A 21,960-nucleotide genomic window follows, 5' to 3' on the forward strand; every position below is an offset into this window, starting at 1 on the left:
ATAGCGATTAGATCACTGATAACTCTACAGCAATGTTACCGCGTGTAGCGTTTGAGTATGGGCATACTTCGTGCGCTTTATTAACCAGTGCAAGGGCGGTGTCTTTATCAAGATCAACTACCGATACAGCAAGCTTAACAGCAATACCAAAACCACCTTCAATAGGACCAATAGATACTTCAGAGTTAATATGAGTATCAGCTGGTAATTTAACTTTTGCTTGGCCAGCCACTAACTTTAATGCACCGATAAAACAAGCCGCGTAACCTGCTGCAAATAATTGCTCAGGGTTTGTACCTTGACCATCATCACCACCTAACCCCTTAGGAGTTGATAGTGCCACATCTAAACGACCATCATCTGATTTTGCTGTGCCTTCACGGCCACCTGTTGCTGTTGCTTTTGCTGTGTATGCGACGCTTTGTAGTTCTTTCATGATTACTCTCCTAATTGAGTGAAAATATATTTTGCATGCAAAATATATTAGATCAGCTTTTTCGTGATTGCAAACACTTTGCATGCAAATTAAAATACTCGTATTGAATTTTGAGGATCGAGTATGAAATACCCACAACTAAAATTAGATAACCAGCTATGCCATCGCTTATATATGGCATCGAATGGGATTGCCCGTGCGTATCGAGATTCTCTCAATCAATTAGATTTAACCTACCCGCAATACGTAGTGATGATGGCGCTGTGGGAAAAAGATCAGATCAGCATTGCTGAATTACTTGAAAAAACTGCCATTGATGGCGGTGCGATGACGCAAATTTTGAAAAAAATGAGCGATAAAGCATTGTTGTCGATCACCAAAGATAGCCAAGATAAACGCAAACGACTCGTGCAGCTCGAAGCCAAAGGCAAGGTGATGCAAGATCAAGCCGCCGATATACCGTCGCAAATTCGTTGTCGCTTCCCAAGCATTAACGAACAACAAGCACTGCAACTGATTGAATTACTCGATTTAGTAAATAGTGACCTCAATTAACAAAAATTATTTGAAAGTGAATTTGGATTACACTGCTTTTTAATAAAACTAGATGCGCTATAGTGTTCAAAACTCATCAATACGGACACCATCATGAAAGCATTTGGATACACTACAGCAACCCCAACGTTATCGGACTCATCACTACAAGCGATTGAATTACCTGATCCCGTTGCCACAGGTCACGACATTCTTGTAGCCGTAGAAGCAATTTCAGTAAACCCCGTTGATACTAAAATTCGCGCTAATGTGTCACCAGACATTGGCTACAAAGTTATTGGCTGGGATGCCGTGGGGACGGTTAAAGCTGTTGGCGACAAGGTTTCGTTATTTAATGTCGGTGATCGTGTGTTTTATGCTGGCGACTTAACGCGCCAAGGTAGTAATGCTGAGCTGCAACTTGTTGATGAACGCATTGTCGGTCTTGCACCAACAAGCCTTAGTAATAGTGAAGCAGCCGCCCTGCCATTAACCAGTATCACCGCATGGGAGTTATTGTTTGACCGCTTACAGATTGAAAAATCTAAAAACAATAAGCCAGCCTCTGTATTAGTGATAGGTGCAGCCGGTGGTGTAGGCTCAATTTTAGTGCAACTTGCCAAGCAGCTTACCAATTTAACAGTTGTTGGTACCGCCGCACGAGAAGAAAGCGCCAACTGGCTTAAAGGTTTAGGTGTTGATCATGTGCTTGATCATAGCAAAAACCTTAACGAGCAACGTCTTGCGGCCGACCTGAGTGAATTTGATTACGTAGTGAGCTTAACGCACACCGACCAACATCTAGATAGCATTATGGAAGTGATCAAGCCACAAGGTAAATTGGCACTGATCGACGACCCTGCAAGCTTTGATATTTTAAAGTTAAAGCGTAAAAGTATTTCGTTGCATTGGGAGTTTATGTATACCCGCTCAATGTTCCAAACCGATGATATGATTGCCCAACATCAGCTTCTTTCAGAGCTTGCTAGCTTAGTTGATAACGGCACAATCAAAACAACATTGGGTGAGCATTTAGGTAAGATAAACGTAGCAAACCTTATTAAAGCCCATGGAATTTTAGAATCTCATCAAGCTCGCGGAAAGCTTGTGTTGGAAGGGTTTGAGTAACGAGTTGCGAGGGGAAAGTTAGCGAGATTAAAGCTACGAGAGGAAAGTTAGCGAGAGTAAAGTTTCGAGAGCAAAGTTTCGAGAAGCGAGGTGCGAGCATGTAGCAGCGATTTTACATAGCGTTTTATTCTCGTATCGCCCCTACCTCACCAATATCGCGGCATAAAGCCGCTGCTACCTGTAGGCGTCACGCTTGCTTGGCGCGCGAAACAAGTTTCACGCCTACGTCCAAGGTTTTACTTTTGTGTAGTGGTTAATTATTCATGACTAAAGTCATTCCTACGAGAAATAGATACGAGCTTGTAGCAGCGATTTTACATCGCGTTTCATTCTCGAATCGCTCCTACCTCACCAATAACGCGGCATAAAGCCGCTGCTACCCGTAGGCGTCACGCTTGCTTGGCGCGCGAAACAAAAAATTAAGATTCAAGTTACGAGATACGAGGTGCGAGATACGAGAAGCGAAGTGCCAGCTTGTAGCAGCGATTTCACATCGCGTTTTATTCTCGTATCCTCCTACCTCAACCATGTTGCGGCATAAAGCCGGTACTACCTGTAGGCGTCACGCTTGCTTGGCGCGCGAAACAAAAAATTAAGATTCAAGTTACGAGAGTAAAGTTACGAGAAGCGAGGTGCCAGCTTGTAGCTGAAATTTCACATCGCGTATTTCCTCACTCAACAATAATAACACGCATCATTAAAGTGCATTACAGCACTTACCTTTCACTATTTTAGTGCCTGTTTTTAGGGACGCCCTTACCGCCCAATATTAACCAATTGATTTTTAATGTATTTAATTTAAATAAAGGTTTGGCACAGATCTTCCAATAGTGAGTATGAACTGGCACTAACAAGGAGACTAACGTGACTAACTTCTTTCACACTCTTTATCTACTTTGGCGATTAGACATCAGCACATGGCATATGCATGAAGCAAACGATCCGCATAATGTTGCTGATTTGGAGCGTCGCTATGTTAAATAATGACCCCGCATTTATTGAAGCGCTTAAAAAAATTTCGGTTCATCAACTAACAATCACCGAAGCGTCTGAGCAGTACGACATTCCTAAGCGTGTGTTATACAAAGCCGCACGACAGCAACAAGTTAAACAGAACAAACAAAAAGCGTATTTAATTGCCACTCAGAAGCGCCTTCAACAAAGTCTACGTAATGTAGAAATGGAGTTAGCTAGCTTCAGCTAAATAACTTCTGTATGGTTAAAATACATGCACAATAATGATGGATTAAGTATGCACGCAGTAGAAGTAAACTTTGATGGCTTAGTGGGGCCTACTCACAATTACGCGGGATTATCGTATGGCAATGTCGCTTCACTAAGTCACGCCTCTTCGCATTCGAACCCCAAAGAGGCCGTGCTACAAGGCCTTGAAAAAATGAAGGCAATGCACGAGTTAGGGCTAGAACAAGGTATTTTTGCACCCCATGCTCGCCCCGACATTAATGTGTTAAAGCGTTTAGGCTTTACAGGCAGCGATAGTCAAATTATTGAAAAAGCATTTAAAGCCGACCCTGTTTTACTGCGAGCTTGTTACAGTGCATCGGCCATGTGGACAGCCAATGCTGGCACTATTTCGCCTTCAGTCGATACGCTTGATGGCAAAGTGCACTTTACGGCTGCTAACTTAAATAACAAATTTCACCGCTCGCTAGAGCCCGTTACAACTACGGCTTTATTAAAAGCCATGTTTAACGATGAGCGTTACTTTAGCCATCATGCGCACTTGCCTGATCAAGGTTTTTTTGGTGATGAAGGCGCCGCAAATCATAATCGATTATGCGATAGTCATGCAGATTCAGGGCTTGAGATCTTTGTTTATGGTGCAAGTAGTTTTAATAGCGCCTTGCCAAAGCCCGTTAAATTTCCTGCAAGACAATCTCTTGAAGCTTCGCAAGCAATTGCCCGTTTACATCAGCTAAAGCCAGAAAATCAGTTATTTATTCAGCAAAACCCTGATGTGATAGACCAAGGTGTCTTTCATAACGATGTAATCGCAGTGGCCAATGGCAATGTACTTCTATGCCACGAACAAGCGTTTTTGCATCAAGCTGATACGTTAAAACAAATTAAACAAGCTTATATTGGCAACAAGCCACTCCATATTATTGAAGTGCCAACAAATAAAGTGAGCATTACAGATGCTGTAGGCAGCTATTTATTTAATAGCCAATTAATTACCTTAAGTGATGACAGCATGATGCTGGTTACACCTAAAGAATGTCAGCGTAATCAAGCTGTTCACGATTACATTCAAGAAATGATTTTGGCTGACAACCCAGTTCAGCAAGTGCGCTTTTTTGACTTGCGCCAAAGCATGCAAAATGGCGGTGGCCCTGCTTGTTTACGCTTGCGTGTTGCGCTCAATACTGACGAACTCGCAGCGGTCAATCCGGGTGTGCGATTCAGCGAAGAAAAATATAACCAATTAGTGAGCTGGGCTAATAAGCATTACCGTGACTCGTTAAGTAGCGACGACTTTGCCGATCCAATGCTTTTAACCGAAAGCTACCAGGCACTTGATGAGTTAACTAGCTTACTTAACTTAGGCTCTGTGTATCCATTTCAACAAGAATAAATAATGAAAATTAAAGCAGTACACTCTATTAAAGGGGTGTCTAAATCACTCAATAGTTTACTGATTGATAGCGTTGCCAGTGGCGCATCAATCGGCTTTATAGCTCCGCTATCATTACAGTCAGCACATGACTACTGGCAAGGGGTCGATGGCGATTTAGCAACGCCTTACCGTAGGCTTTACCTTGCCCTTGATGGTGATACGGTGATTGGCTCAGTGCAGCTTTCTTTGTGCGCTAAAGCCAATGGCGCTCACCGCGGCGAGGTAGAAAAGCTCATGGTACACAGCGAATATCAAGGCAAAGGAATTGCAAAACAATTGATGAATAGCCTAGAAACCGACGCCCGTATCTTAGGAATTCAATTACTCGTACTTGATACCCGCCAAGGTGACACTGCTTCATATTTGTATCGAAAACTCGATTACATTGAAGCTGGCACGATTCCTGGTTTTGCGAAAAGTTCCTCCGGTGAATTTGACGCAACGGTGTATTTTTATAAGCAGGTCGCCTAGATCTGCTTTTATAGCCAATTGATATAATCATAAAGTCGACTAATAAAAATCTTTAAACGTACTAAACTAGTACTGCGGATTTTTATTAGGAGCGATAAATGGCGCTATCAATACAGCAACGGGTACTCTTTCTAGCCCTACTTCCCCCCCTACTCATTGCAATTATGCTGACACTCTACAACTATGTGCAGTCAAAACACAGTGGTGCACAAACCGTTGAAAGTTTTGCTACACAAATGGAAAACGACCGAAAGGCCGAGGTCAGTAACTATCAAAAAATTGCCATGAGTTCGATTGCTCATCTCATCGCACAAGATGATGGCTCTAATACTGAACAGCTGCAAAACCAAGCAAAAAGTATTTTGCGAAATTTGCGTTTTGATGATGCTGGCGATACAGGTTATGTGTTTGTTTATGATGTAAAAGGGATCAATATTGCCCATGGCGTTAACGCCTCACTTGAGGGTAAAAACCTTTATGATTTTAAAGATCCTAATGGGGTTTATCTGATACGAGAGCTGATTGATGCTGCGAAGAAAGGCGGTGGTTATGTGCAGTATTCTTGGAAAAATACCAACGGCAGTGTAAACCCTAAACTCGGCTATGCCGCTTTGGTACCAAAATGGAATTGGGTGCTCGGAACCGGCTTTTGGATCAGTGGCCTTGAGCAACAAGTTGCAGTAACAGAACAACGGGTTAATGAAGGTATCGATAATGCCTTTATAAACACAGTTATCGCTTCAATATTCGCAGTTGCAATTACCGCAGCGATTGCAGTGGTGGTATCGCGCAGTATTACTAGCCCACTGCACACAACCGTACTCGCAATGAACGATATATCACAAGGTGATGGCGATTTAACCCAGCGTTTAATGGTGAAACGAGACGATGAGCTTGGCAAGCTTGGCAGCTCGTTTAACCGCTTTGCTGATGACGTTGGTAAAATGGTTATTGATATACGCCAATCATCGCAATCGATGAATCAAGCGTCACACAAACTCAACGAGCTACTTGCTAACATGCACGCAGGTATTAATCGCCAACATGAAGAAAGTGAGCAAGTTGCAACCGCAATAAACGAAATGTCGGCGGCGTCAATGGAAGTTGCCCGCAGCGCCCAAGAGGCCTCAACCGCTGCTGAACATGCCGATCATTTAGTAAAACAAGCTAACAATCAATTACTGATTGCTATAAAGGTGATTAATGGCCTTGCCAAACAAGTTGATGAAGGGGCTAATGCGGTGGATCAGCTTAATCAACAATCGAGTCAAATTGGTAGTGTGCTTGATGTGATCAGAAACATTGCCGAGCAAACTAATCTACTGGCACTGAACGCGGCTATTGAATCTGCCCGAGCAGGTGAAGCGGGTCGTGGTTTTGCAGTGGTGGCTGATGAAGTGCGAACTCTAGCAAAACGCACGCAAGATAGTACTCATGAAATAGAGGCAATGATTGAGCAAGTACAGCAAGGAACAACAACTGTAAATAGCATTATGCAGTCAATCAAATCTGGCAGTGCAACCAGTGTTAATGAGGCAGGCGAAGTCGAAAAAGCGCTTAATGAAGTACTGCTTTCGGTTAACACCATCACATCACAAAATGCACAAATTGCCACAGCCGCTGAAGAGCAAACGTCAGTGTCTGAAGCGATTAATCAAAACATGACGACCATTGTCGATATTGCTAACAAAACCGCTAATGATACCGATGTAGCAACGTCATACATGCATGAACTAACAGACACGGCAACGCAGTTAGAACAAAATGTAAGCCGTTATAAAACCTAATAACTGATTGATGGTTAGGCAGGCATTGCAGCCTGCTTAACAAAAATCATTGGTCTTTTGTAAGTTCTTTAACCAATCGAACAAATCATTATCGTAGCGCTTTAGACGCTGTTGATGTTTGTCATTAAGGCTATAAAAAGGCGCAATACAAATATACTTTTCGCCCATAATAAGTACTAAGCGCAAACCAAAAAATGAGTAATGGTGAATAAACTGCACTTGTCTTGCATGCATATGACGGCATTGTCCAAATAAATTACGGTAATGCACACCATGGCGACACACCGTTAAATTACGCTTTGAATTAAACACCAACAGCGCTAATAGTAATGAAACAGTGCACAGTAAAAAACTAAAAAGTAAGCTGCTCACTTCTGATGAGCTATAAATGAATCCCACAAATAAGATTACGTTAAATGCAGCTAGCAGTGCCCATCCCCTAAACTCATAGCGCTTTTCTAAATCAATGACCTTCATTTTTGTTCCTAGATTTTTATTTTTTGCGATGGTGTCAGCAAAATGTGGAAGAAAAATGGATTTACCTAAAAGCACGCTAAATTAGCATTTATTTTATTCTCACTTTCAGCTTGTTACATAAAAGGTACAAAGGTGTTGATCGAAACTTATCATTAGCAATTCAAGTTACATTAAGTTTTAGTTATTACACTATTAGTAAATTTTTAGAACACAAAGGGAAGAAATGATGAACTTTAAAACTACATTACTTAGCAGCGCCGTTTTATTTGCACTTGTTGGTTGTGGCTCAGATGACGACAAGAACGATTCGGTTGATCCTCAGCCGCAAACTGCACAGTTCACGTTAGGTGTGTCTGATGCACCTGTAACAGGTTTAAAAGCTGTAAATGTTGTGTTTGATTCAATCACATTGAAAACCCAAGGTGGTGAAGAGTTCACTTTTGAGACCCGTGAAGATGATGATGAAACCATGCCTGAAATGGTTAATTTATTAGACTACACAGGTGATGATGTATTTTCTTTATTAGAAGATGAAGAAGTAGCTGCGGGTGAATATCAATGGATCCGTGCAGATGTCATCAATGGTGACACAAACGATTTAACCATGACTTCGCATGTTGTTTACGAAGATGACAGCATTGCACCACTGGTTGTTAAACGTAAAGGCAACGATGGTATCGGTGAAATTCAACTTGATGGTTTTACCCTAAACCAAGCTGGTAACGAGTTTGTTATTGAATTTGACCTTAAAAAGTCACTAGTTGATCCACAAAATAGTGATGAGATCTTCTTAAAACCACGCGGTGTTCGCTTAGAAAACCTTGCTGAATCTGAAGATATCGAAGGCACTGTAAGCGATGTACTTATCGCTAACTGTGAAACTGATAATATCGATATCGCACTGGAAGATGGCTCATTCGGTCATGCTGTTTACTTATATAGCAGCGATGTTGAAATGCCAATGGACAACTATGAAGTTAACGAAGATGAAACACCATTAGATGCACCTCTTGCAACGGCGGATGTTGTTTTCGATAGCGAAGATAACCAATACGAATTTGAACTTGCGTTCATTCAACCTGGTGATTATCAACTTGCTTATACCTGTGCAGCACATATCGATGACGTTGAAACGCAAGACGAAGCATTTACGCTTTATCAAGTAAAACCAATTACAGTAACATCGGGTGAAGACTTAGACGTGTCTTTCACTGTTTCTGAATAATATTGGCATACCCCATCAAAAGCCCGCACTGCGGGCTTTTTGTTGTTTATAATGTATCGTAACGAATAATTACTTCGGATATTTGATCCACCACTTTATCCGCACCGGTTTTAATGTCTTCCATGATCATGCTGACTTCTTCAACATTTTGCTGAGACTCGCCAGACAGAGCTTCGATTTCTTCGATAAGAGCCGTCATTTTTGCTGCGATTTCTTGCGTCTTACCAATTAAGCCTGATATTTCACTGGTCGACACAGAAGTACGTTGCGACAAATTTCTTACTTCATCGGCAACCACCGCAAAGCCGCGGCCATGCTCCCCGGCTCTGGCAGCTTCAATCGCTGCATTTAAGGCAAGTAAGTTTGTTTGCTCTGCGATGCTATTAATGGTGGTTACAATTTCACCTATTTGTGATGACTGCTGCGCTAAAACATCCGACAGTTCGCGGGTTTGATGAACCTGCTCGCTCACTTTTTTTGAAGACGCAACACTACTTAAAATTCGCTGCTGACCATTAGTCACGACTTGCGAGGTTTCTTCAGACGTGTGGCCGGCATTTTCAGCTGCATGTTTAACTTCTTCGGTGCTGTTAACTCTGGCAGTGACATCAGATGCAAACTTAATGATCTGCGTCACTTTACCCTGTTTATTAAAAATAGGGTTATAGGTTGCCTCTAAGTAAAGCGGGCTGCCATCACGTTTTTTACGAGAAAATTGCCCAGAGAAAATGCGCCCGTTAGCAAGCTCTTGCCAAAAGTTGGGGTTCTTTTGATAAAAGTCGTCATAACAAAACAGTTTGTGATGCTGACCTTGGATTTCAGCAAGACTGTAACCTACAACATTTAAGAAATTATCATTTGCAGAAATAATATGACCATCCGGCGTAAAGCGGATCATCGCGGTGCTTTTATTAACGGCATCATAGATTGCCGACATTTCATCAAGTTTTTCGACTTCTTTAGTAATTTCTGAAGCGAACTTAATTGCACAGCGCACCTTGCCATCATCACCGCGTACCGGAAAGTAGGTTGCACGCAGCCAAATATTTTCGCCGGCACCATTTATGCGCGAGAAAACCCCTGACTTTGCTTGGCCTCTAGCAATATCTTGCCAAAACGTTTGATACTCTTTTGAGCTGCTATATTCAGGCGCACAAAACTTACTATGATGCTGACCAATAATATCGCCAGCTTGCACTTTCATTGTTTTACAAAACAAATCATTGGCTTCGAGAACAGTTCCATCTGGTGTAAATTCGATATAAGCAATATTTTCTCTGATCCCAGCTAAATATTGCTGACTTTTATCAACATCATGCTGCAAGGCATCAATGAGTTGATCTTTATTTTTACTAAACCACATTGAAACACCAGTTATTAGGGTAGTTAAATAAATATTAGCTCAGTAGCACAAGAAATAGAATTACAAAATGGTTCTTTTTTCTTAATGATTAACAGGTTAACCAACTGCCAGTTCTAACACTCAAGCGCTTTCTTCTTAAACATTGAGCAAATATATAATATTATAAGCCTTACCTAAACAGCCTAGGCTTTGTTATGACCTCGCGTATTCTCAAATCGATTTTTTACTCATCTTTTCTATTAGGCTCTGCTGTATTTTTGCAAGGCTGCCAAGAACAACCTCAATCAGATCAAATCGCCGTCACTGGCGGGCTTATCCAAGGGCAAAAAGAAGGGCGTTTTATTGCCTATAAAGGCATTCCGTATGCTGCACCTCCGGTGGGAGAGTTACGCTGGCGAGCACCAGAGCCTGTGCCTAAGTGGCAAGATGTAAAAGTACTTAACGATTATGCGCCTGACTGTATGCAAAAACCATTTGCAGCCGATGCAGCACCGCTTACAACAACCCCTTCGGAAGATTGCCTTTATTTAAATGTATTTAAACCCACTAAACACAGCGATACCCCTTACCCTGTTGTGGTTTGGATACACGGTGGTGGCTTTGTAAACGGTGGCGCATCACCCGCTGTTTATTCAGGTGAGAGCTTTGCTAAACAAGGGGTTATTTTTGTTAGCTTTAATTATCGCCTAGGCCGATTTGGCTTTTTTGCGCACCCTGCTCTTAGTCGTTTTGAGAACGATGCACTGGGCAACTACGCTTTAATGGATCAAATTGCGGCTCTAGAATGGGTTAAACAAAATATCGCTCAATTTGGTGGTGATGCTGCAAAAGTAACACTCATGGGTGAATCTGCGGGGGGCGCATCGGTACATGCGATGATGCAAACCCCTGCTGCTAATGGCTTATTCCAGCAAGCGATTATTATGTCAGCAGGCGGACGAGAGCTTTTTAAGCAGTTGCCTCTAACTAGTGATGATGACACCGTATTAAGCGCCGAAAAAATTGGCGAAAACTTTGCCAAGCAACACACCATTTTAGGCAGTGATGAAAATGCCCTTGCTGCACTACGTGAGTTATCTGCCGAAGACGTGGTTGATGACCTAAATCTGAGCACATTAAACCGACAAAATGATGTTGAACCTACGTACGTTGGCGGGCCAATTATTGATGGCACCATCATCAATTCGGCGACTGAAGCGCGCTTGAGTAAAGGCACATTTAGCCATGTTGCGACCATGGTTGGCACAACAGATATGGATTTAGGCTTTGCTAATTTTGCTTCTAAAGAGGCGTTATTCGCAAGTTTTGCTCCACACAGTACACAAGCAAAAATGACTTACGATGCAAGCGGCGAAACGCCATTGCCTTTACTCAATTACCAAGTTGGTCAAGATGCTTTAATGCAAGAGCCTGCAAGGTTCGTTGCAAAACGTGTGACAGATATGGGGAAAGATGCCTTTTTGTATCGTTTTGGTTATGTGGCGCAAACCTTAGATAAACCTGGTGCAGAGCACGCTAGCGAAATTCCATACTTTTTTAATACTGTGGCAGCGAAATATGGTCATGTCACCACTGAGCAAGATAAGCAAGCCGCTAAAATAGTGCACCGTTATGTGACGAATTTTATTAAATTAGGCACACCAAATGGCCCGGGTTTACCGACTTGGCAAGCATATAAAAATGATGAATCTTTTATACTGCAAATGAGTAAATCAGGGACTGCAGAGTTTTTACCGGATCCCTTACAAGCAAGGTTAAACATCACAGAAACAAAAGCTGAAAATTAATCAAATAAGGCGCTTAATATAAGCGCCTTATTTTTACCCTTGCTGCTGAACATACTCAAGTGCAGTCATTTTGTGATATGTCACATTAGGATGAAATACATGAGTAGGATCTGGGTCAACCACTTCAATTGGCGTGCCTTGACTGCGTGCAATATCGAGTGCCATTTGGGTAATATTGACGCTAAATGAGGTGCCAATAAAGACGATTTTATCGGCATCAAGCATACGCTGTTGCGCCTCAGAGATTCGATAAAGCTCAGTGTAGTATTCGTCAAATAACAACACGTAAGGCTTAAACGACTCGTTGAGCTTGGGGCTTTCATTAATAATATTGAACACCTCAAGTAGTGAGTGGTGGAGGTTGTCTTCGTTGACTTTATCCCACGGCGCGTTAAAAGCCATTACATCGTCACCTTGATGGTGAAACAGTGTCATTTGATCTAAACGACCATGAATCGCAATAAAGTCAGTGTTACCTGCTTTACCATCAAGGCCATCGATATTTTGCGTAATGAGATTTTTATCACTCAACCAATGATGCACCTCATTGGGACCGTGATGGCGATAGGTTGCAAAACGATGATAATACCAAGCTAAAAATTCGCGGGGATTATTTTCGTACATAGCACGCGTTGCCATTTCCATCGGCGTATAATTTTTGCTGCCAATGGTCCAATAACCATCCTCGCCACGAAAGGTCGGTATACCGCTAGCGGCACTCACTCCCGCCCCTGTAATATAGAGTGTATTCATAGAGATAACTTTACCTTGTAACCAAGTGCATCGGCTGTCACTTGTTGATTATTATCCATACCACCAAGACGATACAAACTTCCTTGGTGCTCTAATAAACCTCGATGATCCATGCTCGCGGTACCGGCTTTTGGCATCACTTGCCACGTGTTTTTATCAACATCAAAGCGCCAAACATGATCACTCGCTGGCGCTGGTTTACCATCGTACCCCATACCATTGTAGTTATATGGGTTATCAGAGCCGCCCATCATATAAATGTCGCCATTAAAACTGGTTGCTGCCATACGGTAATGGGCAACACCTGTTGGGTGTGGCACGGTACGCCAATCTATCTTTAATGGGTTATCAGCATCAATCGTACCTTTTAAGCACTGTGCAACCGCAGCGAAAGAACGGCGTTTATCAGCATTCGCCTGTGTTTTAACGCCATCACATACCAATATAGTGTTTCCACTAATTGCCGCCGCTTGGCCAAACACCGGTTGACCTAAAAATGGCGAAGCCTGTTGCCAAGTATCCGTTTGCGTATCATACACTTGTACTAAGTTAACATTGCCATCGTTATGCCAACCACTGACTAAATAGATATAACGCTGCTGGTACGAAAGCGCCACGCTGTCATCCACCGGCACTGGCATATTGGCCAGTTGCGTATATGAATTAGAGAGCACATCATAGCGATATACATCGGGTGTAGAGATTTCTTGATGATCGGCGCTAACGGTATACCCACCAAATACATAGGCATGTTGACCCACACCCACCGCAGTACTCGCCAAGCGGCCACTAAGAGGCAACGTACTTGGTACGGCTTTAGCTGCTTGCCACGCCTTATCGCCCACTTTAAGGACCCACACTTTATTGTGAACATCTGTATGTGCTTTGCCTGAGCTCAAGCCCATAAAGCTTAAAAAGTATGCTTGTTCATCAATAACAACTTTGGCTACAGCGTTGTTCGCGACGGGTTCAGGTAAGGCAGGTATGGTTGCAAGTGCAATAGAAAATAACAGGCTCATAAATTAAATAGGTAACTTAACACATCGCTAAAGAATACCATTTTATGAGCCTGAAGAAAGGCTCGCTATTAGTAAGCAATACTAATACGTTGATTTAAATGAGCTGCCGATTGTGCTTCATCAAGCATCGCTTTAGCATAATCAGTGACTGATATTTTGCTTTCGCCGTTTGCATCAGTAAAGAAGCTGTCGCCACCAACACGGTACGGGCCTTCTGACTCACCTGGGTAAATGACCGCAGCTGGTGATACAAAAGTCCAAGCTGTATCTGCTGTTGATGCTCTAAATACATCAAGTGCTTCACCTTGAGCTATGGCTTCTGCTTTGTATTCAGCAGGAAAGTCTGGGCTTGATACCAGTGTTACACCAGGTGCCACTTCTAAGCTACCTGCACCACCCACCCATAAAATGCGTGTGCCTGTACCTGCAAGCGCGTTTAATAATTGCTTTGCTGTGTTTGCAACAATTTCATGGTTACCTAAAGCACGACCACCAATTGCCGCAATAACAACATCACTACCTGCAGCTGCAGTTGCGATATCGTCTTTTGTTAAATCAAATTCAGTCACAGTAACGTTATCTTGAGTTACTTTACTTACGTCTCTAACTAATGCATTTACTTGATGACCACGTGCGATTGCTTCTGAAGTAATGTGGCTGCCAATCCAACCTGTTGCGCCAATAACTGCTAATTTCATGAGGAATTCTCCGTTGTTTGTTTCAATGATTGCAGTTTACTTGTTCACTAATTACTGATAAATACACTAAATAGATACACATTGTTTCACTTTAAGATACCAATGGATAAACTCAATTCAATTACTAGCTTTGTCGAAGTTGCCCGTACAGGCAGTTTTACTCAGGCTGCAGAGCATTTAGGTTTAAGCCGATTACAAGTTTCTAGACATATTCAAGATATTGAAAAGTGGCTAAATTTAAGATTGTTTCATCGTACAACACGCAAAGTAAGTTTAACCCTTCAAGGCGAAGAAGCCCTTAGCTATTGCCAGCAAATATTAAATCAAGTATCTGATTTACAAAGCCGAGCGCATAGCCATAACAACGAATTAGTGGGTACTATTCGCGTTGCCTCACCGATTGGGCTTGGCCAACATAAACTGTTTGATGCCATTAAAGAGTTTACCAAACGCCATCCACAGACGCGCTTTGAACTGTTACTTTCAGATAGTTTATCGCAGCTGGTTGATGACCGCGTTGATATCGCTTTGCGCTACATCCACCAGCCTGACGAAGGTCTTATTGCCCGTAAGCTAATGTATATCGCAACCGCCGTATGTGCTTCTAACGATTATTTAGCTGCGAACCCACCGATTAATGAGCCGAGTGAATTATCTGTTCACAATTGCCTTGTTCATAACAAACACACTATTTGGCAATTTCAACACGACGACAACACACAAAAAGTCACGGTTAAGGGCAACATTGTTGCCAACGATATGGGCGTACTTTTAAAAGCAGCAAAACAAGGAATCGGGGTAGCTCACCTACCATGTGATCTCGCCAATGACTATTTGGCATCAGGTGAGCTTGTAAAAGTACTGCCAGAGCACACTACTATGGGCTCTCACTTATGGGCGGTGTACTTATCGCGTAACTTCCAACAAAATGTGGTGAGAGCGTTCATCGACTTTTTAGCAGAGCACTGGCAACACGATATCTTATAATCTAAACCTGCTGCAAATACGTATAGGCTATAAAAAGGAGCCGAAATGCAGCACTTAGATCATGAAATATCACGCATCATAGAGATGGCGTGGGAAGATAGAACCCCGTTTGAAGCAATAAACCAACAGTTTGGATTAAACGAAAAAAACGTTATCGCGCTAATGCGTGAGCAATTAACACCTTCGAGTTTTAAACTTTGGCGAAAACGCGCAGCGGGTAGGCAAACCAAACACTTAAAACTACGCCATCCAGATATATCCCGTGGTTATTGTAAAACCCAATATAAACATAGATAGTTTACTCGGCTTAAAACCTAGTATGAAAAAGATTACTGATTCAGTTGATTAGCAAATTGCCCTACTGCATCAACCACTTGCTGGGCACCGTGCTGTATGTCTTCCATCACTTGACCAGACTCATTTGATAAAGACACGCCTTGTTCAGCTTTCACCTTACCTTGCTCAATAACCTTTACTGTATTTTGCGTAAGTGACTGATTATTATTTACCACTTCAACAATTTCTTCGGTGGCTTTTGAGGTTCTTGAAGCAAGCTGTCTGACTTCATCAGCAACCACCGCAAAACCTCGACCTTGCTCACCGGCACGAGCGGCTTCAATTGCTGCGTTTAGCGCCAGCAAGTTCGTTTGCTCCGCAATGCTACTTATACTTTGCACAATGGCTGCAATTTGTTGTGACTGTTTATCAAGAGCTGAAATCTCTTGGGCTGCTTGCTCCATCTGCTGGGCTAATTCATTCATCACCGTCATGGTGTTTTGTAACACCTCAGCCCCTTGTTGAGCCAGTTTATCGGTCTCAGTTGATGTGCCATACGCAATTTCGGCCGCTTGTGAAATTGCCTGTTCACGATTAACTTGCTCAGTGATCACAGTGGCAAACTTCATCACTTTGTAAAGCTCACCAAAATCATTTGAAATGGGGTTGTATGAAGCTTCAAGCCACACTTCATTGCCATGACGGTCAACACGTTTAAAGCGATCAACAACAAACTCACCACGTCTTAAGCGTTGCCAAAACTTCTCATACTCAGCTGACTCAGCCAGTTCAGGCTCACAAAACATACTATGGTGCTTTCCTACTATCTCCTCTCTCTTATAACCCATACTCTCTAAAAACGGTTCATTTGCGTTAATAACCTTACCCTCTAAGTCAAATTCAATAACCGCCATCGAGCGATAGATTGCATTAATAGTATCGCGCTGTTCACGAGAAGTAGAAATGGCATCGGTAAGCACAGTGCCGTAAATAGCAAAGTAATTAAGCTCACCTTGCTCTGTGTGTACTGGGTGTGCAATCAAACGGAGCCACTCAAGCTTGCCGTCATAGCGAGTTATTTGTAAGTGTCCTACTCCATGCTGCTGATTTTCAATGGCGTTTTTTAAGTCTTTAAATTGGTCAGTATTTCGAGATTGTTCAGTAATAATATCTTGGAAAGGCGAGTCAATTAGCTGGTTGTGCGAGTAGCCTAATTCATCTAAAAAGTTCTGGTTAATATAAGCCATCGTGCCATCAGCACGCAGCCTAAGCACCAACATCTCTTCATCAATACCTGAAGTGAGATCTTTTAGCGGATAAAGCTCAGCTTTTAACGCATCAATTTCAGCCTGTAAGGATTTACTAAACCACATAAAACGCCCTGATTTTTTATTAACGTGTTGTTGTTCATAAAATTGTAGAACAATTATCGCAGGGCGCTACTTTAAGATAAGCAAAAAGAATTAAGAAAAGTGATTTAACTAAGAAGCTTGAGAGGTCAATTTAACGTATTTCTCAGCCAGCTCATCTAAAGTTTCACGATGATTTGGATCTGGCTTAATGCAATCAATAGGACACACACTCACACAAGTTGGGTTATCATAATGCCCAACACACTCAGTGCATTTATTTGGGTCTATTTGATATATCTTCGCGCCCATATATATAGCCTCATTCGGGCACTCAGGATCACACATATCACAGTTAATACATTTGTTATTGATGAGTAATGCCATGACACACCTTTAAGCACGATGATGGAGTATTGCCTTTAAAAGCTAATATAGATTTCAAAAAGCAGCGAAAATTGCAGCCGCGTAATATAGATTGCTGCGAATGAAGTTTCTTTGATCTGGATCAAGTTTAAAAGTAGTTAAGATTCTCCAAGAGAGATATTACAGAACTAATGCACTGGGATTATCTATCGAACCAAGCTATGTGACGAAATAAGTGAGGGGTTTTATGGTGACTAGATGAGTTTTCGGTATGGGCAGAGTCTTAAGGGCATAGCTCGTTTATGGACAAAGGTGCGATCGAGGATTTAATCGTAACGCTCCGCAAGCCTGTTGTAGGCGCGAAGTGGCTAAAATTTATAAATTTTAGCCAGGTAGTGAAAATAAGTATTTAGCGGCTTGTTATGTATTTTCTTTAAAAGAATACTCTTCTATTTCACTTACAGAGCGTAGGGTAATCTCTGGGAAGTCCACACAAATACGCAGGCTATAGGGAGCCTGCGTGTTTGTTTCCCAACGAGCACTAATGAGCGACTAAAGAGGTTGCTTTTAAACCACTTGCTCTGCACTACCTCTCAAGGTTTTTGGAATATAGCGAATTAATTGTTCATAACTTTGAATAGTTAAACGCTGCTTTGGGAACTCATGTAGTTGAATATTTAAGTACTCAGTTTTTGAAACTGGTTTAGCCATACGCTTCAGAAAGCCCGGAGTACTTTCTGAAAACAAACCACTTTCTAATGTAACAGCCGAGATTTCTTGCCAGGGAATAAACAGGTTTTTATGACCAAACTTAAAGGGAAAAAGCACTCTTAAATAAAGCCCCCTGTTATTTGCTGCAACCTTTAAGATTCCGTTATGTCGTATTTTACCAATATACCCACTTCCAATTCGGAAGCTTTCTTCTAAACCCCAGTCATTATTTTTTCTGTATCTTTTAGCTAAGTTTTGCCAGCCACTTTCTTTTCCTAGTCCATAACAAACTCCAAACCAACCAACTACAAAAACAACATAAAACCAGTTTGAAGTGAAAAAAGACGATAAAACTGTCTGAGAGTAGATCACATACTCTTGAACTAAAGGAGATATTTCACCTCCAATTCCCACGTAGATGAATAGAACAAAAAACGAAAGAAAAGAAATAGTCCAAATCAATCCAATAAATTTAAAAACAATCTTCATACTTTCCTTGTGTCCTAATCAGCTTGCGGGCGACATAATTTTTTATATACGAGTTTATTACAACCTATCAAATTTCATTACTCTGTAAAACTCACCAGAATTAGAGCATTTATAGTTGCTACCATTTAAACCTCCGCCTTTGATCTTAACGAGAGTTTTGTCTTCGAAATAACACGTATTCAAAGTGGACGTGAATATAGCCTCACCTCTGAAATGATTAAAACCACCATTAATGGAGGCACCATTTTCAGTCATCTGTGATATTGCAGTTACAAACTTTAATTTTCGAGACAAGTGCAGAAATCTTCCATAAGTATCAAGGCTTCGATAAGGGGCTAAAAATTGTTTGCTAAATGTTGAGGAGCCAAAACAGCAAACTGTTTTTTGTCCTTGTTTATTAGATTGTTAGGGCTACTTTTACCCAAATGGTGATTTAAAGCAACTACGTTTATACTCTTTAATTGTTATATCAGCACTGAAGAGACTTTAAGGCTTAATTTAGCTTCGCTTACTAACTCTTCTGAAAGAGCCAAGAATCTGAAGCTGATATTTAGTTCAATGTCTGCGCCCATTTGGTCTGTCCCTAGATGCATAAGAATTTGATAGTGCGAGTTACATATTTTTCTGCTTATTCGGAATGCGAAAAGGCTACAGCAATACGCAGCTTTAATTTGTTATGCAACTTCCAACCACAAATCAATATTGAATTCCTTTAGGTGTTTTTTAATTGCACCAATTAGATTAATAATTTCTTGTTCAGGCATTACTTGGGCTTTGATATAAATATCGCTATTACCCTGACCATACTTGGATATCCACTCATCGGAGAAGATGGTATCCGTATAACTTTGAATCTTAGTTTTCAGAAGTTGTTCGTGATACTCACAATCCCTTAGTGCACTTGACAATACAATAACCAAATCGACACCACCATCTTTTCTTTCTCCAACGACATCGATTTTATCTAAGTTCTCAATAGGGTCATCCATGTTCAGATTCCTTAAGTTACGTGATATTCAAGTCTTTGTGACATGCGGTTTGTCAGGCAAGAGCAAAGCAACTGGTTTTGTCAGCGCTTTTGATTTGCCTTGCTATATGCAAGTGACACAAATTTCATTATGTCATCTAGCAATATTAGTATTGCAAAGCTAATGATTAAAACAATTAAATAGTACAAATTATAAGGTGACCAACTAGCAAGTAGTGTGGCTTTATCACTATCTGATAAACAAGACTCTAAGATGCCATTTAAGCAGCGTTTTTGAGCTAAAATGAACTGCTCACTACTTCTATATGACATTCCAAACATAGTACTTGTGTAGCCTAATATGCCAAACAAGAGTCCTTTCAAAATCCTTTTATACATTGATTAGACACCCTAAACCTTCATGTGAATATAATTTTATAGTGATCTTCCCCTGAACAACTACTCCTTTATTCGATAACCCTTTACTAAAGATTCGTTTTAAATTGACTGACGGCCTCAACCACTTCTTTAGCACCTTTTTGAATATCATCGATTACACTTCCTGCGCTATTAGATAACTCTAATGCATCTTTTGCTTCTACTAGACTAGATTCAATTTGAGTTACCGCATCTTGTGTTAGTACTTTATTTTCCGTCACGACACCTATTATCTGCTCAGTAGCGGCACTCGTTCTTGAAGCAAGCTGCCTCACTTCATCAGCCACAACAGAAAAACCGCGTCCTTGCTCTCCAGCTCTTGCAGCTTCTATTGCAGCATTGAGAGCAAGAAGATTAGTTTGGTCTGCAATACCTTTAATACTATCGACCAAGTCAGCTACTTTAGCTGACTGTACATCTAATTTATTGATACCTTCACTGGCTGTTTCGAGTTTCTTAGAGAGGGCTTTCATCGTTGATATTGTTTGCTTAACAACTTCTAAACCGTTTTCTGCATCTGCGTCTGTTTGCTTTGAAATATCGTAAGCAATCTCTGCAGTCTGTGAGATTGCTTGCTCTCTTTTCATTTGTTCTGTAATGACAGTCGCGAACTTAGCAACTTTATATAAATCACCATTGTCGTCATGAATTGGGTTATATGAGGCTTCAAGCCATACCTCATTACCGTGGCTATCAATCCTTTTAAAACGGTCTGAAATAAAGCGCCCTTGCTTCAGCTCAGACCAAAACTGTTTATAAGCACTCGATTCAACTTCATGTGGATCACAAAACATGCTGTGGTGCTTTCCTAATATTTGATTTTGAGAGTACCCCATGGCTTTCAAAAAGTTATCGTTAGCATTGAGTATTATGCCATCCAGGCTAAATTCAATCACAGCAGAAGAGCGACTGAGAGCAGTAAGCATATCTTCTTTCTCTCTTGATTGAGATATAGTTCTTGTCAGTTCAGCTGAATACACGGCAAGTTCGCCATTTATTGGTTGTAAAATGCTCCTGAGCCACAGTTCACGACCTGTATTAGTTTGTAATTGTAAGGCGCCGTGCCAATGGTTTAACTTATTTATTGCCGAGAGTAATTTTTGTGTGTGGGGTTTATTAATTGATTTTTTTAGGAGCAAATCATTTAAGTTTTTACCAACTAGATCATTCGCTTGAAGGTCTAGCGCTGCTGCAAATCGCTCATTTACTTCAATGATGGTGCTATTTTTGTTCAGCAGAAAATACAACATCTCTTCTTTGAGCTCATGCTTTATATTTTCGTATTCAGCAGCCTGCTCTTTTAAATAAATATTTTCGGATAACAGTTTGCGATTAGTAAACCACATTAGGTATGTTCCTTTGGATTATGAACTCAAGATTTGAGTAATTTTTATCATCATACAAATATAATTGGTTATTAATAGTACATTTAAGATGAATGGGTACAAAGAGAAGTTAGAAACCATGTAAGTTAACTCTAAGCTCCAAACATAGTTTACAAAGAGCTTATTTACTGCTCGATGATTATAAAAGATCACTTTTTCTAGTTCAGAGCCTTACATTATCATTGGCAATACGCTTTCGCATTACCACATTAGAGAAGTAAATTTGCGAACTGCTCTAAACGTCTTCGTCAGGAGCGCATATTGAGTTGAAAACTAACAAGCAACACTGACACACAGCCATTCTATTTAACCAATCAATACAATCTTTTTATTCCATTTTAAAGACTGAAAATAATGAGCAATACTAAACTCATCAAATTATGAGAGTTAGGGTATTCAAAATGATTAAGACAGTTACTTTTGCAATGATGCACTTCGCAATCGCTTTTACAGTGACTTATTTTTTAACAGGTAGTTTTTTAATTGGTGGCTTGGTTGCTATTGTTGAGCCAGCTGTAAACACTGTTGCGTTTTACTTTCACGAAAAAGTATGGCGTAAAGTTGAAAGTCAGAATAACTTTAAACAAGATTCAGATGGGATAATGTTTGCATAGGAATTAACTAGATTGAATTGGCTCACAAACCAACGAATATCCCCATATTACACTTCGAACTG

General features: G+C 41.0%; 22 protein-coding genes. 11 read left to right on the plus strand and 11 right to left on the minus strand.

Annotated elements, in window-relative coordinates; translation table 11 throughout:
• Positions 1 to 7: 7 nt before the first annotated feature.
• The gene (locus VRK28_RS04120) at positions 8 to 436 is read right to left on the minus strand and encodes an organic hydroperoxide resistance protein (RefSeq protein WP_332393503.1); all 429 of its coding nucleotides are present in this window, start codon (positions 434 to 436) and stop codon (positions 8 to 10) included.
• Between the two features lie 123 nt (positions 437 to 559).
• Here VRK28_RS04120 and VRK28_RS04125 point away from each other — a divergent pair, with 123 nt between their 5' ends.
• The 6 genes from VRK28_RS04125 (at position 560) to VRK28_RS04150 (ending at position 6,994) form a co-directional block, all read left to right on the plus strand.
• Complete coding sequence (locus VRK28_RS04125) at positions 560 to 991, plus strand: MarR family winged helix-turn-helix transcriptional regulator (RefSeq protein WP_332393505.1); 432 nt, start codon at positions 560 to 562, stop codon at positions 989 to 991.
• Positions 992 to 1,084: 93 nt separating this feature from the next.
• Positions 1,085 to 2,098, plus strand: coding sequence for a zinc-binding alcohol dehydrogenase family protein (locus tag VRK28_RS04130; RefSeq protein WP_332393507.1), 1,014 nt, complete (start codon positions 1,085 to 1,087; stop codon positions 2,096 to 2,098).
• Between the two features lie 973 nt (positions 2,099 to 3,071).
• Positions 3,072 to 3,302 (plus strand): helix-turn-helix domain-containing protein, encoded by a 231-nt coding sequence (locus VRK28_RS04135; RefSeq protein ID WP_054562555.1) that lies wholly within the window; start codon positions 3,072 to 3,074, stop codon positions 3,300 to 3,302.
• A 48-nt stretch (positions 3,303 to 3,350) separates the two neighbouring features.
• On the plus strand, positions 3,351 to 4,694 hold the full coding sequence (gene astB, locus VRK28_RS04140) for an N-succinylarginine dihydrolase (protein WP_062565820.1): 1,344 nt from the start codon (positions 3,351 to 3,353) through the stop codon (positions 4,692 to 4,694).
• Positions 4,695 to 4,697: 3 nt separating this feature from the next.
• Positions 4,698 to 5,207: a GNAT family N-acetyltransferase gene (locus VRK28_RS04145; protein WP_062565821.1), complete on the plus strand. Its 510-nt coding sequence runs from the start codon at positions 4,698 to 4,700 to the stop codon at positions 5,205 to 5,207.
• A gap of 98 nt (positions 5,208 to 5,305) precedes the next feature.
• Positions 5,306 to 6,994 (plus strand): methyl-accepting chemotaxis protein, encoded by a 1,689-nt coding sequence (locus VRK28_RS04150; RefSeq protein WP_062565822.1) that lies wholly within the window; start codon positions 5,306 to 5,308, stop codon positions 6,992 to 6,994.
• Between the two features lie 36 nt (positions 6,995 to 7,030).
• Here the strand turns inward: VRK28_RS04150 and VRK28_RS04155 are convergent, their stop codons facing one another.
• A complete protein-coding gene (locus tag VRK28_RS04155) occupies positions 7,031 to 7,471 on the minus strand; it encodes a hypothetical protein (RefSeq protein ID WP_062565823.1) in 441 nt (146 codons plus the stop codon).
• Positions 7,472 to 7,697: 226 nt separating this feature from the next.
• Between VRK28_RS04155 and VRK28_RS04160 the strand changes: the two genes are divergently transcribed.
• Positions 7,698 to 8,696: a DUF4382 domain-containing protein gene (locus tag VRK28_RS04160; RefSeq protein ID WP_062565824.1), complete on the plus strand. Its 999-nt coding sequence runs from the start codon at positions 7,698 to 7,700 to the stop codon at positions 8,694 to 8,696.
• Between the two features lie 46 nt (positions 8,697 to 8,742).
• Here VRK28_RS04160 and VRK28_RS04165 read toward each other — a convergent pair whose 3' ends face one another.
• Positions 8,743 to 10,059, minus strand: coding sequence for a methyl-accepting chemotaxis protein (locus VRK28_RS04165; RefSeq protein ID WP_062565825.1), 1,317 nt, complete (start codon positions 10,057 to 10,059; stop codon positions 8,743 to 8,745).
• A gap of 194 nt (positions 10,060 to 10,253) precedes the next feature.
• Here VRK28_RS04165 and VRK28_RS04170 point away from each other — a divergent pair, with 194 nt between their 5' ends.
• Entirely contained in the window at positions 10,254 to 11,846 is a 1,593-nt protein-coding gene (locus tag VRK28_RS04170) for a carboxylesterase/lipase family protein (protein WP_062565826.1), read from the plus strand.
• A gap of 33 nt (positions 11,847 to 11,879) precedes the next feature.
• Here the strand turns inward: VRK28_RS04170 and VRK28_RS04175 are convergent, their stop codons facing one another.
• From VRK28_RS04175 to VRK28_RS04185, 3 genes are all read right to left on the minus strand, one after another.
• On the minus strand, positions 11,880 to 12,599 hold the full coding sequence (locus VRK28_RS04175; protein ID WP_062565827.1) for an SIR2 family NAD-dependent protein deacylase: 720 nt from the start codon (positions 12,597 to 12,599) through the stop codon (positions 11,880 to 11,882).
• Positions 12,596 to 13,618, minus strand: coding sequence for a Kelch repeat-containing protein (locus tag VRK28_RS04180; RefSeq protein ID WP_062565828.1), 1,023 nt, complete (start codon positions 13,616 to 13,618; stop codon positions 12,596 to 12,598). Before VRK28_RS04180 ends, VRK28_RS04175 begins: the two co-directional genes overlap by 4 nt.
• A 68-nt stretch (positions 13,619 to 13,686) precedes the next feature.
• Positions 13,687 to 14,316 (minus strand): NAD(P)-dependent oxidoreductase, encoded by a 630-nt coding sequence (locus VRK28_RS04185; protein WP_062565829.1) that lies wholly within the window; start codon positions 14,314 to 14,316, stop codon positions 13,687 to 13,689.
• A gap of 102 nt (positions 14,317 to 14,418) precedes the next feature.
• On the opposite strand from VRK28_RS04185, the gene VRK28_RS04190 reads away from it, so the two are divergent.
• Both VRK28_RS04190 and VRK28_RS04195 read left to right on the plus strand, forming a co-directional pair.
• Complete coding sequence (locus VRK28_RS04190; RefSeq protein WP_062565830.1) at positions 14,419 to 15,303, plus strand: LysR family transcriptional regulator; 885 nt, start codon at positions 14,419 to 14,421, stop codon at positions 15,301 to 15,303.
• Positions 15,304 to 15,348: 45 nt separating this feature from the next.
• A complete protein-coding gene (locus VRK28_RS04195) occupies positions 15,349 to 15,600 on the plus strand; it encodes a TIGR03643 family protein (RefSeq protein WP_062565831.1) in 252 nt (83 codons plus the stop codon).
• A gap of 32 nt (positions 15,601 to 15,632) precedes the next feature.
• Here the strand turns inward: VRK28_RS04195 and VRK28_RS04200 are convergent, their stop codons facing one another.
• From VRK28_RS04200 to VRK28_RS04220, 5 genes are all read right to left on the minus strand, one after another.
• Complete coding sequence (locus tag VRK28_RS04200; RefSeq protein WP_332393512.1) at positions 15,633 to 16,952, minus strand: methyl-accepting chemotaxis protein; 1,320 nt, start codon at positions 16,950 to 16,952, stop codon at positions 15,633 to 15,635.
• 108 nt (positions 16,953 to 17,060) lie between these two features.
• The gene (locus VRK28_RS04205) at positions 17,061 to 17,315 is read right to left on the minus strand and encodes a YfhL family 4Fe-4S dicluster ferredoxin (protein WP_054562570.1); all 255 of its coding nucleotides are present in this window, start codon (positions 17,313 to 17,315) and stop codon (positions 17,061 to 17,063) included.
• Between the two features lie 546 nt (positions 17,316 to 17,861).
• Positions 17,862 to 18,494 carry a hypothetical protein gene (locus tag VRK28_RS04210; RefSeq protein WP_062565834.1) on the minus strand — a complete coding sequence of 211 codons (633 nt, stop codon included), beginning with the start codon at positions 18,492 to 18,494 and terminating at the stop codon, positions 17,862 to 17,864.
• A 674-nt stretch (positions 18,495 to 19,168) separates the two neighbouring features.
• Positions 19,169 to 19,483: a DUF6572 domain-containing protein gene (locus VRK28_RS04215; RefSeq protein WP_332393516.1), complete on the minus strand. Its 315-nt coding sequence runs from the start codon at positions 19,481 to 19,483 to the stop codon at positions 19,169 to 19,171.
• A gap of 463 nt (positions 19,484 to 19,946) precedes the next feature.
• Positions 19,947 to 21,245 (minus strand): PAS domain-containing methyl-accepting chemotaxis protein, encoded by a 1,299-nt coding sequence (locus VRK28_RS04220; protein WP_062565836.1) that lies wholly within the window; start codon positions 21,243 to 21,245, stop codon positions 19,947 to 19,949.
• A gap of 440 nt (positions 21,246 to 21,685) precedes the next feature.
• Here VRK28_RS04220 and VRK28_RS04225 point away from each other — a divergent pair, with 440 nt between their 5' ends.
• Positions 21,686 to 21,898: a DUF2061 domain-containing protein gene (locus VRK28_RS04225; RefSeq protein ID WP_175078744.1), complete on the plus strand. Its 213-nt coding sequence runs from the start codon at positions 21,686 to 21,688 to the stop codon at positions 21,896 to 21,898.
• Positions 21,899 to 21,960 lie beyond the last annotated feature (62 nt).

Source organism: Pseudoalteromonas sp. P80D2 (assembly GCF_036680945.1).
GTDB lineage: Bacteria > Pseudomonadota > Gammaproteobacteria > Enterobacterales > Alteromonadaceae > Pseudoalteromonas > Pseudoalteromonas shioyasakiensis.